General features: G+C 46.2%; 23 protein-coding genes. 11 read left to right on the top strand and 12 right to left on the bottom strand.

Annotated elements, in window-relative coordinates; all coding sequences use genetic code 11:
* Positions 1-23 precede the first annotated feature (23 nt).
* Positions 24-317: a hypothetical protein gene (locus L336_RS00725; protein ID WP_128817252.1), complete on the bottom strand. Its 294-nt coding sequence runs from the start codon at positions 315-317 to the stop codon at positions 24-26.
* Positions 318-511: 194 nt separating this feature from the next.
* Between L336_RS00725 and L336_RS05870 the strand changes: the two genes are divergently transcribed.
* Genes L336_RS05870 through rnc form a run of 4 tightly spaced genes read left to right on the top strand, consistent with a single transcriptional unit; the run spans position 512 to position 2,366 of the window.
* On the top strand, positions 512-655 hold the full coding sequence (locus tag L336_RS05870) for a hypothetical protein (RefSeq protein ID WP_015641305.1): 144 nt from the start codon (positions 512-514) through the stop codon (positions 653-655).
* Positions 656-713: 58 nt separating this feature from the next.
* Entirely contained in the window at positions 714-1,175 is a 462-nt protein-coding gene (nusB, locus tag L336_RS00720; protein WP_015641304.1) for a transcription antitermination factor NusB, read from the top strand.
* Positions 1,156-1,650, top strand: coding sequence for an NUDIX hydrolase (locus L336_RS00715; protein ID WP_015641303.1), 495 nt, complete (start codon positions 1,156-1,158; stop codon positions 1,648-1,650). Before nusB ends, L336_RS00715 begins: the two co-directional genes overlap by 20 nt.
* Positions 1,651-1,661: 11 nt before the next feature.
* Positions 1,662-2,366: a ribonuclease III gene (gene rnc / locus L336_RS00710; RefSeq protein WP_128569591.1), complete on the top strand. Its 705-nt coding sequence runs from the start codon at positions 1,662-1,664 to the stop codon at positions 2,364-2,366.
* 83 nt (positions 2,367-2,449) lie between these two features.
* Here the strand turns inward: rnc and L336_RS05815 are convergent, their stop codons facing one another.
* Complete coding sequence (locus tag L336_RS05815) at positions 2,450-2,674, bottom strand: hypothetical protein (RefSeq protein ID WP_015641301.1); 225 nt, start codon at positions 2,672-2,674, stop codon at positions 2,450-2,452.
* A gap of 367 nt (positions 2,675-3,041) precedes the next feature.
* Complete coding sequence (gene trmD / locus L336_RS00700; RefSeq protein ID WP_160142749.1) at positions 3,042-3,695, bottom strand: tRNA (guanosine(37)-N1)-methyltransferase TrmD; 654 nt, start codon at positions 3,693-3,695, stop codon at positions 3,042-3,044.
* A 129-nt stretch (positions 3,696-3,824) separates the two neighbouring features.
* Between trmD and L336_RS05985 the strand changes: the two genes are divergently transcribed.
* A complete protein-coding gene (locus tag L336_RS05985; RefSeq protein WP_237738784.1) occupies positions 3,825-3,983 on the top strand; it encodes a hypothetical protein in 159 nt (52 codons plus the stop codon).
* A gap of 67 nt (positions 3,984-4,050) precedes the next feature.
* On the top strand, positions 4,051-4,374 hold the full coding sequence (locus tag L336_RS00695) for a hypothetical protein (RefSeq protein ID WP_015641299.1): 324 nt from the start codon (positions 4,051-4,053) through the stop codon (positions 4,372-4,374).
* Between the two features lie 98 nt (positions 4,375-4,472).
* Here L336_RS00695 and L336_RS05465 read toward each other — a convergent pair whose 3' ends face one another.
* Entirely contained in the window at positions 4,473-4,877 is a 405-nt protein-coding gene (locus L336_RS05465; RefSeq protein WP_015641298.1) for a KH domain-containing protein, read from the bottom strand.
* A 130-nt stretch (positions 4,878-5,007) separates the two neighbouring features.
* Complete coding sequence (rpsP, locus tag L336_RS05460) at positions 5,008-5,421, bottom strand: 30S ribosomal protein S16 (protein WP_015641297.1); 414 nt, start codon at positions 5,419-5,421, stop codon at positions 5,008-5,010.
* A gap of 303 nt (positions 5,422-5,724) precedes the next feature.
* Here rpsP and L336_RS05980 point away from each other — a divergent pair, with 303 nt between their 5' ends.
* From L336_RS05980 to L336_RS06005, 4 genes are all read left to right on the top strand, one after another.
* A complete protein-coding gene (locus L336_RS05980) occupies positions 5,725-5,874 on the top strand; it encodes a hypothetical protein (RefSeq protein WP_015641295.1) in 150 nt (49 codons plus the stop codon).
* A gap of 99 nt (positions 5,875-5,973) precedes the next feature.
* The gene (locus L336_RS00680; RefSeq protein ID WP_041191117.1) at positions 5,974-6,468 is read left to right on the top strand and encodes a hypothetical protein; all 495 of its coding nucleotides are present in this window, start codon (positions 5,974-5,976) and stop codon (positions 6,466-6,468) included.
* A 20-nt stretch (positions 6,469-6,488) separates the two neighbouring features.
* Positions 6,489-7,025 (top strand): threonine/serine exporter family protein, encoded by a 537-nt coding sequence (locus L336_RS00675; RefSeq protein ID WP_015641293.1) that lies wholly within the window; start codon positions 6,489-6,491, stop codon positions 7,023-7,025.
* Complete coding sequence (locus L336_RS06005) at positions 7,009-7,854, top strand: threonine/serine exporter family protein (RefSeq protein ID WP_015641292.1); 846 nt, start codon at positions 7,009-7,011, stop codon at positions 7,852-7,854. Before L336_RS00675 ends, L336_RS06005 begins: the two co-directional genes overlap by 17 nt.
* Positions 7,855-7,921: 67 nt before the next feature.
* Here L336_RS06005 and L336_RS00665 read toward each other — a convergent pair whose 3' ends face one another.
* From L336_RS00665 to L336_RS00655, 3 genes are all read right to left on the bottom strand, one after another.
* Positions 7,922-8,278: a hypothetical protein gene (locus L336_RS00665; RefSeq protein ID WP_015641291.1), complete on the bottom strand. Its 357-nt coding sequence runs from the start codon at positions 8,276-8,278 to the stop codon at positions 7,922-7,924.
* Positions 8,279-8,387: 109 nt separating this feature from the next.
* A complete protein-coding gene (locus tag L336_RS00660) occupies positions 8,388-8,603 on the bottom strand; it encodes a hypothetical protein (RefSeq protein WP_015641290.1) in 216 nt (71 codons plus the stop codon).
* Positions 8,604-8,651: 48 nt separating this feature from the next.
* A complete protein-coding gene (locus L336_RS00655) occupies positions 8,652-9,389 on the bottom strand; it encodes a sulfite exporter TauE/SafE family protein (protein ID WP_015641289.1) in 738 nt (245 codons plus the stop codon).
* 427 nt (positions 9,390-9,816) lie between these two features.
* Between L336_RS00655 and L336_RS00650 the strand changes: the two genes are divergently transcribed.
* Positions 9,817-10,017 carry a hypothetical protein gene (locus tag L336_RS00650; protein ID WP_015641288.1) on the top strand — a complete coding sequence of 67 codons (201 nt, stop codon included), beginning with the start codon at positions 9,817-9,819 and terminating at the stop codon, positions 10,015-10,017.
* 199 nt (positions 10,018-10,216) lie between these two features.
* Here the strand turns inward: L336_RS00650 and L336_RS00645 are convergent, their stop codons facing one another.
* From L336_RS00645 to L336_RS05865, 4 genes are all read right to left on the bottom strand, one after another.
* On the bottom strand, positions 10,217-12,865 hold the full coding sequence (locus L336_RS00645; RefSeq protein ID WP_015641287.1) for a DEAD/DEAH box helicase family protein: 2,649 nt from the start codon (positions 12,863-12,865) through the stop codon (positions 10,217-10,219).
* 18 nt (positions 12,866-12,883) lie between these two features.
* Positions 12,884-14,809: a DNA methyltransferase gene (locus tag L336_RS00640; protein WP_015641286.1), complete on the bottom strand. Its 1,926-nt coding sequence runs from the start codon at positions 14,807-14,809 to the stop codon at positions 12,884-12,886.
* 157 nt (positions 14,810-14,966) lie between these two features.
* Positions 14,967-15,242, bottom strand: a complete 276-nt coding sequence (locus L336_RS00635) for a DUF6709 family protein (protein ID WP_015641285.1) — start codon at positions 15,240-15,242, stop codon at positions 14,967-14,969.
* Between the two features lie 321 nt (positions 15,243-15,563).
* Entirely contained in the window at positions 15,564-15,746 is a 183-nt protein-coding gene (locus L336_RS05865; protein ID WP_041191111.1) for a helix-turn-helix transcriptional regulator, read from the bottom strand.
* Positions 15,747-15,759: the final 13 nt, after the last annotated feature.

The raw sequence follows: 15,759 nt of genomic DNA, 5'->3' as shown, positions 1-15,759 counted from the left end.
TAAAAACGGGAAGAGCCCCGCCCTCACGAGGAGGAGCGGGGCTTTCCGTACTTCAGCCGCGACGTGATCACGAAGACCACGAACGCGATGACGTTCAGAAGGCCGAACCAGAGGAACGGCCGCAGGCCATCCTCGGCGGCACTCCCCCTCGCGGGGGAAACCCAAACGCCGAGGTAGGCGGCCACGGCGCAGACCGCCAGGATGATGGCCGCGCCGAGCCGGCGCGTCTGCGCGTCCTGGACTGATCGCGCCATCATCACGATGGCAATCGCCTCGAGGACGGTTAGGCCGGCGTACACAGCGATGTTGTAGAACATGCGAGCCTCCTAGGGGCCGGGGAAGTACGGGTGCCAGACGACTGTCCGACAATTGTCATTATACTACTTTATATATATTTTGTCAATAAGCTTATGATATAAAAATCAGCTATAGTCAACCCCCTTGAGAAAAACCGCATAATCAAGTACACTAATAAACAAGTTTTATCACATCCTAAACAGGAGAACATTTCATGGCACAGCCAAAGAAGCAGACGAGCCCTCGCAAGACAGGTCTACGTCGCAGCCACCTGGTGCTCAAGCTTGCGCGTAAGGTAAATGCCACATCACCCGTCAAAGTCCGTACCACAAAAAACGAGACGGGCAAGAAAAAGTAGGTTGCTACTTTTTGTGGAACTAGGTGGGATAATTTAACAAGGAAAGAACCAAACAGCAATGGCCTCAAATCGTCATCTTGGGCGTATCGTCGCTCTCCAAACTCTCTACGAGTATGAGTTTCGTACGCAGTCAGAGGATCCAAGTGTTGATCTCGATGAGATATTGGCGCGAAATCTTGAGCGTTACGAATCAGCCATCGATGATACGGCATTTGTCAAATCTCTCGTAGAGGGTGTCGTAAAGGAGCAAGCACACCTGGATGAAACCATCCAGCCGATTGCTCCAGAGTGGCCAATTGAGCAGATTGCCCGCATCGACCGATCAGTTCTGCGACTCGGACTCTACGAACTACTTTTTGGCAGCGACAAAGTGCCGCCAAAGGTCGCCATCAACGAGGCGGTTGAGCTCGCTAAAGCGTTTGGTTCTGATAACTCAAGCAAGTTTATCAACGGAGTCCTGGGGACTGCGTATCGTACGCTTGTCGAGGAGAAACCAGACAATGCCGGCGCCAAAGTTTGATCGTTTTAAGAAATATTTAGGTAAACACAAGCCATCCATCCAAGAAATCGTCCGCGAGCCTACTAGCGGCGGGATTGTATTTCGTCATGGTAAGACGGGTGACTTAGAGATTCTATTGATTCAGGATGCAAAAGATCGATGGACAATTCCAAAAGGTCATATCGAAGAAGGCGAGACGGCGCTGCAGACGGCACGTCGCGAGATTGGCGAGGAGGCCGGCCTGACAGATGTTGATATGCTCGGTTGGTTAGGTAAGATACATTTTCGCTATCGTCGGCTCGATCGACTTGTTCTCATGACAACGCAAATATATCTCGTGCGAGCAAAGGGCGATACCAATGCGATACAGAAAGAAGAATGGATGAATGGTATCAAGTGGTTTTCCTTTGCCGAAGCACTTGATCTCATTGAATATGAAGATATAGGAAAGCTAATGTTGCTTGCCAAGAAACGTATTCGACAGGAGGGGCTGTAGCCGTGAGTGGAATGCCGATTGGACCATATGTACAGTTTGCCAAGGAAACGTTGGGGATTACCTACAATGATATTCAACTTTTTATCACTGCATTGACACATCGCAGCTATGTCAACGAGCACCGTAAGAGCGTCAGCGAGCACAACGAGCGGCTTGAATTTTTGGGCGATGCGGTGCTGGAGCTGGTGGTGACAGACTATTTGTTCAAGACATTCTCGGAACCAGAGGGCATCCTGACAAGTTGGCGGGCGGCACTCGTACGCACCGAAAGCATTGGTGAGGCGGGTATGCGTCTCGGCTATGAGCCGCTGGTACGCATGAGCAAGGGCGAAAAAAATGGTTCTGAACGCGCCCGTTTACAGATACTCGCCAACGCCTTTGAGGCAACTATTGGGTCTCTGTATCTCGACCAAGGGTATCAGGCAGCCAGCGATTTCATTCATACCCATATCCTCAGCAAACTCGAATCAATCCTCGACGAAGGCTCGTGGCGTGACCCAAAGTCGCACCTCCAAGAGGTATCGCAGCGTCTTGATGGCGCGACCCCTGTCTATAAAGTCATTAGTGAAGAAGGTCCCGATCACGATAAAGAGTTTACTCTCGGTGCCTATGTCGGTGGTGTCTTGATGGGCAAGGGTACTGGCCCAAGTAAGCAGTTTGCACAGCAACAGGCGGCACGTGCTGCCCTAAAGGCGTACGAAAAACGCGATTCATAAGATAAGGGGGCTAGAAATCAAGCAGGGTACCGGCCGTTTGTGTGGCAAACGGCCGGTACCCGAGGGGTGTCCCGTGGCTGCGATCAGGCGGCAAACTCGGCCGCAATCTGCTCGGCGAGCCAGTCGCTCCACTCGACGCAGGAGTAGAGCGTGACCCGGAGGTCATGCTCGCCCACGCGCTCGACGTCACAGACGCCGAGGTCGCGTAGGGCAATGCGCGTGACGGCCGCGTTGAGTTGCCCCTGGGAGCGGTAGGCTCCCTGGAACAGTCGGGTGCGGTCGGCGCGGTCACTGAAGATGCGAAACATCAACTACCTCCGTGGTCGGGGATTTGGACACTACAATAGTAACATAAAAATTGTGAGTAGTCAAGTAACCCTCGATTCAGTCTCCTCTCCTCCCCCGACAGACAGTTGGCCCTGATGGGCCAAGGCCCGCCAAGGCGAAGGCTAATCAGTTTGCGGCGGGCCGGTTGTCTGGAGTGGGGAAGTGGGGAGACTCGGGTACGTGGCAATAAGGGTACGCTCATTGACACCAGAGGCCGAACAGTGTACACTTGTGTGAAGTGATAATACTATGTTAAAAGAGTAAGTAAAGGAGCATATCGCTCTACGATATATCCACCACAACATATATTGTGTGGTACCCCGCTTTTCGCGGGGTATTGCCATTTTATTAGCCTGCCTTCTTGCTATGCTTAGCCCGCCAGGCAGCAATCTGACCATGATGCCCACTTAGTAAGACATCGGGTACGCGCATATCCTGCCAAACTTCTGGTCGTGTATATTGAGGATACTCCAGCGTTTTCCCATCAACAAAACTTTCTACCGCCGCGCTCTCAGAACCACCGAGAACACCCGGAATAAGGCGTACGATGCTGTCGATAATCGTCATAGCTGGCAGCTCACCACCGGTCAGCACGTAGTCACCGACGCTTATTTCCTCGTCGACGAGCGACATAATTCGCTCATCATAGCCCTCATAGCGTCCGCATACAAAAATATACCCGTGCGTTGACTCGCTGTAGCTGCGGGCATCGGCCTGCTTCCATCGACTGCCTCTCGGTGTCATCAAGAGCACCTTTGCCGAAGGATCAAGGCTCTTTGCCTGCATAATGGCGTTCCACAGTGGCTCTACCATCAACAGCATGCCATCACCACCTCCATAGGGGGTGTCATCAACTTGTTTGCGAGGGCCAATACCAAACTCTCGTAGATGTATTGTCTCAAGTGTAACGTGTCCGTCTTTTTGGGCCTTCCACATCATACTGTTGCCAAACACACCTCCGCACATCTCGGGAAAAAGAGTGATGACTTGGAACTTTTTCATAAAAAGTATCATAGCACCTATTGACAAATTATGCTAGTGGTTGCATCCGATGTATTGCTTTTTTATTGTTCTTATGCTATAATGATATTACTGTCAATTCCTGACAGTCCCAACCCGTAAGGAGCTGGTATGAGCAGCATTTTCTTTATCGTCATTGTCGCCTTCATCCGCGCTGGCGTCTCTGATCATCGCATCAGAGCACCGCGCGAGGCTGGATGCACGAGTCGACAGCGACGACTGACCCCCACTCACCCCCCCCTACGGGCACGCCCGTCGATTGTAGCCTGATCCGAGCCAACATGGCCTCAGGATTCGCTCGCTCGGCGGGCTACTTTCGTGGTATAGTATAAACAATATGGACAGTGAGTTATCGACGAGTGACGACATGCCAAGTGCGGAGGTGCTTGCTGCTCAAGAGCGCGATTTGACGCTTCAGCCGCTCACAGATAACGTCAAACCCGACGACTTGCCAGACGAACAAGTCGTCAACCAGCATCTTGTTGCTGGTCCCCTTGCAAACCCTCCTATTGACACAGAACAGACACGCGGCGAGCTTGGGGCGCATGAGTATCAGCATGAGCACGCTCGATCAGGACATATCGTCACCTTTTTGGTAGGGGGAGTGGTCGTCACGATCTTGACTGTCGCAACCTACATACTTTCCACCCGTATCCTGTGAGACAGGTCTTTATCTCTTCTTGGGTCAGTAACACATGTGGTTTGCTCGCAAGAGCTTTTGTCGTTCAAGTTCAAGATTCTCGCATGAACTGTTTATGATTATATATCGAGATCATCGAGTTCCGCAAGCTCTTGGCGAGACTTTTTTGCGAAATCACTCTCTTTTTCTGACTCGTTTTCCACAGTATCCTCGGTCACATTTTCCACAGCGTCATCAGTTGCATCATCAGATGAAATAACCGTTGAATCATTCGGGTCGTCATTGTTGACAATCTTTAGGTTGTAACGAGCGGTGTTTTTTGTTCCGAGTGCCCTGAGAAGTGTTCTCAGGCTTTGGGCTGTAACGCCGCGGCGTCCAATCACTCTGCCGAGATCCTCTGGATTGACGGTCAGCGTCAGAAGCACCCCTTTTTCATCGACGATACGATCAACGATCACATCATCGGGATGTTCTACAAGTGATTTGACGATATATTCTACAAATTGCTGGTCGATAGTTGACATGCCCACTAGCCTCCTGTTCTGGTCTCACTGTTAATATCGCTATATTTCATTGTACCACGCTGCTGAAGGCATAATACAAAACTACCTCTCTGAGCGAGAGAGGTAGTGTGTTCGTTTGCATTAGTGTAACTTATTCGGCAGTTGGTTCTTCGCTAACAGTAGTGTCAGCCACAACTTCGTCGGCAGGAACTTCAGGAGTTTCTTGCTCTACTTCAGTCACTTCCTCTTTTGGCTGGTTTTTGCGGAGCTTATCAGCTTTTTTGACTGATTTTGCCTTTGAACCATCAAATTCTTTGACCCACTTTGGCAATGTCACACCGGCATCTTTGAGAAGCTTCACGACTCGAGGTGTTGGCTGAGCACCGTTATCGAGGTACTTCTGAGCAGCTTCTGTCTGAATACTAACTTCTTTTGTGTGGGGGTTGTAGGTTCCGACGTAGGCAACCACACGGCCGCTCGAAGGATGACGCTGTGCTTCCTGAACAGCGAGACGGTAGACAGGATAGGCTTTGCGGCCCAACCGTTGCAAACGAATTGCGAGCATAAAATGAATACTTCCTTTACTTACTCTTTTAACATAGTATTATCACTTCACACAAGTGTACACTGTTCGGCCTCTGGTGTCAATGAGCGTACCCTTATTGCCACGTACCCGAGTCTCCCCACTTCCCCACTCCAGACAACCGGCCCGCCGCAAACTGATTAGCCTTCGCCTTGGCGGGCCTTGGCCCATCAGGGCCAACTGTCTGTCGGGGGAGGAGAGGAGACTGAATCGAGGGTTACTTGACTACTCACAATTTTTATGTTACTATTGTAGTGTCCAAATCCCCGACCACGGAGGTAGTTGATGTTTCGCATCTTCAGTGACCGCGCCGACCGCACCCGACTGTTCCAGGGAGCCTACCGCTCCCAGGGGCAACTCAACGCGGCCGTCACGCGCATTGCCCTACGCGACCTCGGCGTCTACAAGATTTTTTTGTGGTGTTTGTTTTTGTAACGTTCGCTATCAGTACAATACACTCTGTTTTCAAAAAGCGCAAGCAGTATGTACAAAAAAACAACAGTTTGCCGTGCAAGACAGCAGTATACTAAGGATATGAAGACTTATTTTCGGTCCGTATTCCCTAGTGTTTTCTTCGGTAATCCTGCTTATTGGCGTGGATTCACGCTTGCCGGTGTCTACCTTTTTTTGGCGATTATGCAGTTATTTACCTACGAGCAATTTGCCGATATAACGGCCGCATATGGCTTGGCGGGGGGCAAGATAACGGCGACAGTGTTAGCATTCTCGATACCACTCCTGGAAGTTCTTTCCTTGCCGTTTCTACTCTCGATGAAACTTGCTTACCGATGGTGGGCAGTATCCAGGGTAGCAACACTTGCGACAGCCATAGTGTGGTTGTTCCTCGCCCTCATTCTCAATATTCAAGGAAATTACACTGCTGAGTCAGGTCTCTTTGGAGGGACGCTACTTCTCCCCGTCGGGACGTGGATGGTGCTGTTTACTGGACTTCTCGTTTGCGCAGTCGTTATCGTTATTCGTGAATTGCCTCATCGGTCAACATCATCGAGGGGTTCTCGCGAACAGTAACTATCGGTATACTAGAGAGTATGATTTATGAGAGGGCAATCACTCCTGCTGCTACTGATACCCAAAAAGTTGGTCGTGATCTGACACCAAATATGCGGGCACTACGCCTGACGATGCGTATTGCCGAGCAGCTGCTTTGTCACGGCGTGTCGGCACACGATGTAGTAGATAGCGCACTGGATATAACCGAGACACTTTGTCAGCGGCGGGTGCATATTGATATCAACGCTACGTCTATCATGGCATCGCAGGATCGCGGTATTGATCGAGAACCCTTGACGCTCATTCGCACCGTTTCGATGCAAAATCCCAACAATCTTATTGTCCAAGAGATGCAAGATTTGGTGAGGAGTATTCGCGGAGGACTCAGTCTCGATTCGGCGGAAGCGAGATTCGAAAAAATAATTGCTGTCAAGCCAACCTACCCAAGTTGGCTGACGATGATCGGAAACGCGAGCGTGACCGCTGGTGCGACGATGTTATTTACCAATTCGTGGGTTGTTGTGGTGACAACTTTTTTGGTAGGATGCTTGGTCGACCGTGATTCGCTGGCTTGAAGCCCGGCAGGTGCTTAGTTTTTTTGTTCAAGCGATATCTTCGTTTACGATTACTATGAGTGCAACGTTGGTTGTGGAGCTTGGCAATCGCGGCGTCTGGCCGTTTGTTGGCGTTAATCCCACGCTCATCGTTGTCGGGGGGATTGTCATGCTGGTGGCTGGCCTTATGGTGGTGGCGACTGCTCAGGATGCGATCGACGAGTTCTATGTGACGGCGAGTGCGCGTTTCATGAAGACATTTGTGATGACTGCCGGAATTGTGATGGGGATTGTGATCGGGCTTTTGGTCGCTCACGCGGCAGGAAGTAAAATTGCTGTATCACCTGATCCTGTGGCACTCGGTGATCCATTTTGGCAAGTGATGGGTGCGGTTGTTATTGCAGCGGGTTGGGCGTTGTTTATGCAGTCGAAACTCGCTGCTGTCGTGTGGGCGGGAATAATCGGTGGGTTGGGATGGGGCGTCTATATGTTGACCGCTGCAAGTGGCGAGGCACTGGCAAACGGTGTTGCAGCAGTATTAGTCGGATTTGCGGGGGCAATCATCGCTCGTGTGTATCGTTCGCCATCGATCGCTCTCATCGATGCCGGTGTTGTGCCGTTGGTGCCGGGACTCGCGCTCTACAACGGGTTAATGCAGTTTGTCGATAAGCCCTCCGCATCATCGGTCGCAGAAGGCAACATGCTGCTCCTGACGGCGCTCAGTGTTGCGCTATCGATTGCCGCCGGCGCCAGCGTCGGTAACTATTTTGGCCGACCCGTGCGGTCGCATATTGTCCGCGTCAAAGAATCAATTCCTGAGATGATGCCCACGTTTCGTCGCAAGCGCTGAGAATAGCCGTGAGCTTTAGGAAGAAATTGGTATCAATGCATACATAGCTTTTCCTGGTAGATTTTTTCTAAATCCTGACTTTGCTTTGCGAATATCGTTCGTTTTGGGCAAATTTATCCAAGGATCCATCCAGCCTTTCGGTGTTAAGACTAAGTAATGACCAACAGTACTGCTGTGATTTCTCGATCAATACGATAGAATTTAGCGGGTATTCAATATGAACCTTTTTGCGCACGTAGTAGTTTTTGTAATTGAAACCAAAGCTGTTTAGCTCCTTCGATAAATCGCTAGGTCGCCATCCATTTTTTACGCTATATTCTCTTCCAAGGAATTTAATTGCCTCATCAAAATTCATATTGCAGACAAATGCAAAGCAAGCTACACCGCAGCCGTAATCTAATTTCTGAGTAATGCTTTTTGCCATGCTACTCATTCTAGAATTTAATAATAGATAAACAACCGCAAATCAAAAGAACTCTAATAGTGGAGTTCGATGTTGGTTATGCTTGAGCGAGTTGGAGGATTCGGTTACACTAACCCGACCTCGCGAGTCGGGCCGATGAGCATAGCTCGTCGGTGACATCGCCTTGCAGATTGCCGCAGGCAATCTTCACCCCGAATGCTTCACTCGGGTGTTCGATTCTAATAACGAGCCACGCAAAAAGCCCACCTATTGGTGAGCTCTTAGCGTGGCTCACTTTTACGCCTTTGCCCGAACCCATTTTGCGACCAAATGCCGAAAGTCTCATAAACGGAATTATTTTGTTGTTACTATGACTGTCTACTGGCCGGAACGATCATACCAGCAGCGCTATTGCTCCAACCAATGCCATTACTGCAAGTGCATACTTTGCGAAGTTTTCACCCTTTTTTACTGCATATTTAGTTCCTATGTGTGCGCCGAGTATACCCCCGAAAAAGGCTACAGCCGCATATTGTAGAAGCAGATAGCCTTGTACGGCAAACCCAATGAGCAGCACAACGGATTGTAGGAAAAACAGAAGCCGCTTCATGGCAGTTGTTTGCAAGACTGACATGCCAAAGAACACTACAAGTACCAAAGTAAAAAGAATTGAAAACGCTCCACTTATGATTATAGAGCCAATTACCATTAGTCCAGCAGCTAACGCTAATCCAAGTTTTTTATACTTTTTCAAATTGTACTTTGTGCTAGGCTTTACGAATAGCAGGGGTAAAGCGGCTAGTGTGATAATGGCTAGTACCGTCCGAAACACACTTATGTCTATCTTCGGAACTACAAACACTCCTAGTATAGATGCAATAAGCGTCACTACAGCTAAAATATAAAAAAGTTTTCTATCTTTTGGTATATGACCAGATTTCCTAAAGGTTGCCAGTGAGCCTAGGGACATCCCGGTAGCCATAAATGCCCCAGTCGCACCCCCTTGTGCGGGCGTTAGACCAATAACAAGCCAGAAAGGTGTTGTAACAAAACTGACACCACCGCCTGCTATACCACTCAGAACACTTGCAATAAACGAAACAAAAAAAGTTAATAGAAGCGTTATATCCAAGACAACCTCTTATCTGATGTGGTCATATATACGATTATATGACAAAATCTTAGACTCAAGTAGGGTACGAAAAAATAAAACAATTGCACATTGTTCTTCGAAAATAATTCCGTTTATGAGACTTTCGGCGGCTCGGGTCGGGGGCGACCCGCCGAAAAGTCTCATTTCTCACATTTGGTCGCAAAATGAGTTCGGGCAAGACGTAAAAATGAGCCAAGAAAAAACTCTGTAAGTATAGATACTCACAGAGTTTTTTCTTGGCTGCCGAGAAGGTACTTTGAACGAACCTGCAATTATGAAGTTGCATGCACTACTGTTGGAATTTAATAACATCAAAAAAGGCATTGAGGCCTTGAATAAGAAGCTGGCGGATCCTGTCAGGTCTGATCGTGCCTCCAGCATAGACTTTTTGTTATAATAGTAGTTAATGAGTGATAACAAACTACCACCTCAAACTTCGCCTACAGATACATCAAACTGGGATGATAAAGTATTTACTACTCCGGTAGCAAAGAGTGTTGATGATCTCAAAAAACAAAACAAGAAGCGTGAAATAATGCTAAACGGCCCTGAACGTAAGCGAGCACGAAGAGCTCCGAGTCCGGATATTCAACCGATCAAGAAGTAATTCATAACTAACGAAAAGAATGTTGAACCTAAATATATAGAGTAGGTTTATTTTAGTGTGATTATCTGGATCATGGTGGGGTACGGTAGGCTATACCTGAGGAATAAGCCTTATCAATAGCGGTGTATGGAAGTTACAGGGCTAAAAATACAAAATAGTATATTTTGGATTATCCATACCCCATGCATCTTCGCCGGGCTTATAGTGCTTTTAAAGCTTCTTCAATGACGTGTGATTGTTTTTCTATATCACCATTAAAGAATGGTACTCCGATCACTCGGGTATCTGCGTCTTCACCGACTATCTTTGCTTCCTTACTGAGCTTCAATAAGAAGTCTTGTTTCCATGCATCGTGCTCAATCAAGTGGTTACCTTTAGGCTCAATAAATATCTGCCAGCTAACTGAAGCGTTGCGTTTGTCATTTGCAAACAGCACATAGTCAGGTTCGAAAGCACGTCCAGGTTTGCCAAATTCGTAGATCTTGAATGATCCTTCATTGCGAACAAGATAGATATCGTCCCATTTTTCACGGAGATCTTCGATGAGTTTCTTCATGAGTAGAACAAGTTTCTTTTCTTCAGATGTTCCGAAGTTGTCATCGTATACATGCCAATCTTCTTTTGAAAGATCGAGATAGTATTGTGATCCTCGTTGATCATAGCTACCCGGGTGAGATTGTGAGATGCCGAACTCCGCATCATTGTTTGTAATCGTGTAATTCCTAAGAATGCGTTCATCAAACACTTCCTTGATTGGATGAGGCTTAAATTCTTTTGTGCCCTCGAAGCTCTTTTCATTCAGTGCAATATCATTTGCAACTAATGCGAGCAGCTTCTCTACGATGAACAGACGCTCGTCTGTGGTAAGTTTTTCGTATCGATCAACTCCAGCTGTTACGGCGATCTTAACGCCGCCTAGCTGCTTATCTCCGGTCAAGAAGCCTTCAAGACTAACGAGACCACTAATCTTTTCTGAGACAATGTCATATCGGAGTTTTTTGTTACGATCCACCGCATGACGTACAAGGTTCTTAGGGAATCTTGAGAACGTAACATTGAAGGTATGCTCTTCGCTTCTTGTTTGTGCCTCGAGATCACTATTATCTACAAAGATCTGACGGTCGTGGGAGATGCCTACAGGAACAGATATCTCATAAATATCTTGCAGTTTGTATCCTTCTCCTCCGAGGAATACCGTCTGCTCAGGAATAGCAGTGGCTTCAACTTGCTCGTTCTTCCAGACGACACCCGTTTTGTAAGTGTGAGATTCCTTGAACGAGTCTTTCAGATTTAATTCACGCTTAACCGTGTTGATATCCGGCATAATACCCGTCTCACGAAGTGTCTGACGAATCTCCTGGATGTATTTTGGATTACTTGCTGAATGATAGTGCAGTTGCTCAATAACACGGAGTGGTTCTAGCTCATTGTCATCAAACTTCCGAACGAATCGTTTCTCTTCATCTCCATCTAATACAAACGGATAATACCTGGCTCCACGGCCGATTAACTGTGCTTCTCGCATCGTTGTCTTACCGGGTCGTCCGTTCTTGCTGTCACGTGTGTCATACAGGCGAACGATATCGAAGAGGTTCAAGACATCCCAGCCTTCATCCAACACGTCAACAGCAAATACTGCACGGATCTCATTGTCCCGATCTTCCAGTGAATTGAGTCGTTGTTGATCTTCTGGGGTGATAGCTTTTTTAGTGACTGATATTAGTCGTTCTTCCGCAAAGTCGAAACGAAGTTCATCTGCAAGATCGGATCCACTGATACCTTCTTGATCGAAGTACGCAAATGCACGTTCGAGAATCCCGGTTGCGATCTTACGTTGTTTATCAATGTCAGTATGTGAAATTGATTTAACCTTCAGTACAAATTCATCATAGAAGTCATTTGCATCTGCGATCCTGAATGACTTAAAGAGAATGACCGGCTTGAGCCAGACGCCAGCTGCCAATGCGATTTTCTTACGGTACTGTGAGATGATCATTGCTTGAATAGCACGATCCATGAGATCGGCTGCAACGTCATAGATCCAGACATCTTTGCTGTAGCCGTCTTCACGAAATGCTCGGAGGTCGTAGCGGTAGATGATACGGTTCTTGTACTTGTAGAAGATCTCTTTATCATCAAGATCAATCGTTGCCGTAAACTCAAAGAGATGGTTCATAGGGTTGCCGTTCATGACGGCATTAATCGTACTCTCCCATGAAGTATTATCTTTTTTCTCATCAGCGTTTAGCTTCTTGGTATCACCGTTCAAATGGTGTGCTTCATCGCTTAACAGTACGAGATCATGTTCAGTCAGGTCGTCATACGTTAAACTGTTTTCTCTAGGTGCTTTGAGCGTAGTGTGTAGCCCTTGGATAGTCGTGAAGACGATATTGATCGAATCATCACGTGCATCAGAAAAGTCAGTTAGTTCACGAACGTTTACAACTTCACCATCGATGACAATCTTTTCAGCGAAGAGGTACTTACTAGAAGACGAATCGAGAAAATTCTCTCGTGTCTTCTCGATGATGTTGGTGGTATTCACAAAGAATACGATCTTGTTCTGTCCACGCTTATATAGATCAAGCAGAAGTGCCGCCATGATCATCGTCTTGCCGGATCCGGTTGCCATGTTGAAAAGCAATTGCATGCCACGAGTTTGATCACGATTCTTGTCGCTATCGTAGTAATGCAAATACCGTCCGAGTGCTTCCGTCTGATATGGCCTTAGTTCATGGCGAAGATTGAGTGATATGTGCTCAGGTACTGTCGTAAAACCACCCTGAAATCGACTCAGGATATCGTATTCGTCACTTTTAAGCATTTTGTCTTGAGGATTATTATTCATAATGATCGATAATCCTCGTTAATTCTTTTCGTAAAGCTTCTTGTTAAACTCTTTATCTTTTTCACTCACCTTGAATAGAGGATCATTGATGTCTTCATAATTTACGTAGAGAGTATTATTATCGATAAGTTCAAGTAGGAGCCGTCGTTTTTCAGCGGAACTTAGTTTCCGGAATTCTTCTTCGTTGAGTTTCTTAGGATCAACACGGTAACTCAGGAATGAAGACGAAGTCGCTTCCTTTAACAGAGCTAAATAATCTGAATCATTCATAGCAGCCTCAACTCGCTTTCGGAACTTGTTCGAATTGTTCATAATGTTCGCATAAACAAAGCTGCCCCCTCCTTGCCAGTTTACACCTTTGCTAATGCCTGACTGATCACCGTTAATGACATTCTGTAATCGATTCATAGGATCGTTATCGCCATAGTAGAGCTGTTCAATGCCAATGTATTGCCGACCCATCTTATGAGCAACGGCTGAGGTAGTTCCTGAGCCTAAATGATAATCCATCACCAGATCGCCAGGCTTTGTAAACATTCGCAATAGCCTTGCTAGAATCTGTTCTGCTTTTTTACCGTTTCTTAGTTCTACTCCGCCTTCATTAAAAATACGCCCAGTATTAATATCCGCCCACAGATCTCCAAGTAAACTGCTCGGGCCAAACTTTTTTGTATTCTCATCATAAAATTCATGAAATTTCTCTTTATAGAAGTACATTTGCCGACCACCATAGTAGTATGCGATCCCGTTTTCTCCCTTATTGACTATCACTTCACTAGGATTCGCAAGTGATTTTTCCTTCCATGAACCCCTGATGAATGCTCGTCTCCAGATGATATCGGCATTTTTTATCACGAACTCTTTGAATTCGTCACTGTTGGCATTTGCATCGATATTATTCTGCTTTAAGTATTCACTAAGTTTTATAACTTTATACTTACCAGATTCTTTTCCTTCGAGTACGAATTGAAATTCACTATCCCACTCATCAGCCTTAATGTATTCTGGTGTAACCCTTAAAGTACCTCTCTTGTATATGAGAATATGTTCTTTCTCTTTCAAAATAGTGCGGTCACGGTGAGCAGTTTTAACACCCGAGGCTGTAGACATCTTGAGTGCAATCGATTTTACAAAGTTATCTCTTCCAAGGATTTCGTCTGCTAAAACCTTGAGGTACGCATGCTCATCATCGTCGATCTGAATAGCTAGCACACTATCATTAGCGAGAAGCATTTTTGCTGCATTGAGCCTATTCCGCATAAATGTTAGCCAAGACGCATGATTAAAGCGGTCGTTATACCCGAAACTATCATTTCCGGTATTGTAAGGCGGATCTATGTAGATCATTTTCACCCTACCGGCATATCGCTTTTTGAGACTATGAAGCACGACAAGGTTGTTGCCTTTGATGATTAAATTGTCATCGTCTTTAAGTTCATCGAGATCGCGTTCGCCGTCTTTATCGTATCGTTTCCAATTAGTGAAAACTTTATCATCGAACAGGCGTGTAATTTGATCTGGGGCTAGTACCTCATTGAAAAAGACTTCGCTTCGTTTTTGATCTTCTTTGTCCTGTCCGCCTTCAAGGATCGCATCTTTATATGGCCAATTTAGAACGACATCTCCACTCTCCGATAAAAGTGATCCGTCGTCAGCTCCAAGCCCGATCTTGATCTTGTACTTTGTGTAGCTATCCGGCAAAAACTCTTTGTTCATGATGAACTGCAAGAAAACATCTTTCTTGAATACAAGCCCACCATCAGTAGCAGCGAAGAAGTGTTCTTTGAGTTCAGCATCCTTCTGCAGAAGGTTTAGTAGTTCAGGGTCATACTTACGAGCATCAGCTGCAAGTAGGTTTCGATTTAAGGATCCGTCTATGATGTATGCTTTGTTTTTTTCGATGAGTGCAGTCAATTTTGCGAGGATGTTTGTCAGATTAGTCATGAGGTATATTATACAATGAATTACTCCTATAACTCCATACCATAACCATGTGATACGACCCTTATGTGTTTAACAGTGAGAATCCGGCGTAAACTAGCAGTTTTTGGTTATGTTCAATTATATACATTGGCACTATATGACACTGCTTCTAAGTAGCTTACTTTTTCTTCTTGAATGTCTTTGCTAATAGGTATATTGCGATACTAATGACTAAGACACCGCCTAAGACTAAACCACCAATAACGAGTTGTTGGTTCGTGTCCTGCTGTTGCTGTTGTAGCTGTAGCTTTTGCTGTTCAAGTTTGAGCTCTTCTTGCTTGTTGCTCTGATTTGCTTGTTGCTGATAGTACTGTTCACGGTCTTCATTTAAACCGTCTACAGTTGAATTGCTTCCACCTTGTATTACTGGATCGTATGCGATTAACGAATTCATATGATGCTGTACTCCTTGCTAATAAAAACGACAACCCCTTACTAGGGTTGTCTAGACTCAACAATCAGGTTTGAACCTAAATGCTTTCGCAAGGAGTTGCCGTATTTACGGTTCAAACGAAAAGTCTGTTGACTTCATTATTCTAATTGTTGAATCTAGACTCTCTGATTATATATCAAAGTTACGAGAAACGCCCCTGACGCTGATGCGAATCTTGCGTTTAAAATAAAAAGTTGACTCTAAGTCCGTCTATGAAATAAAAATGCAAAGAAGATGCTTATTTAAGCCGGATAATGCGTGAGTATTGGCTGTTCTGAGAGCTTATTGATTGTCTTGTATGAATTGCAGCACATCAGCTTTCTTCCAGCGTCTGATATTACGCTTGCCGATCCTTATAGCCTTAAGTGTTCCGTCTTTATCCCAGTTCCGGAGTGTATTCGGATGTACCTTCAGGATGTTCACGACTTCCGGCAGAGTTAGATATTCAGGTAAATCATTATTCATATAACAATAGTTT

This window comes from Candidatus Saccharimonas aalborgensis, assembly GCF_000392435.1.
Taxonomy (GTDB): domain Bacteria; phylum Patescibacteriota; class Saccharimonadia; order Saccharimonadales; family Saccharimonadaceae; genus Saccharimonas; species Saccharimonas aalborgensis.
This window is presented reverse-complemented; position numbering and strand designations above follow the sequence as displayed.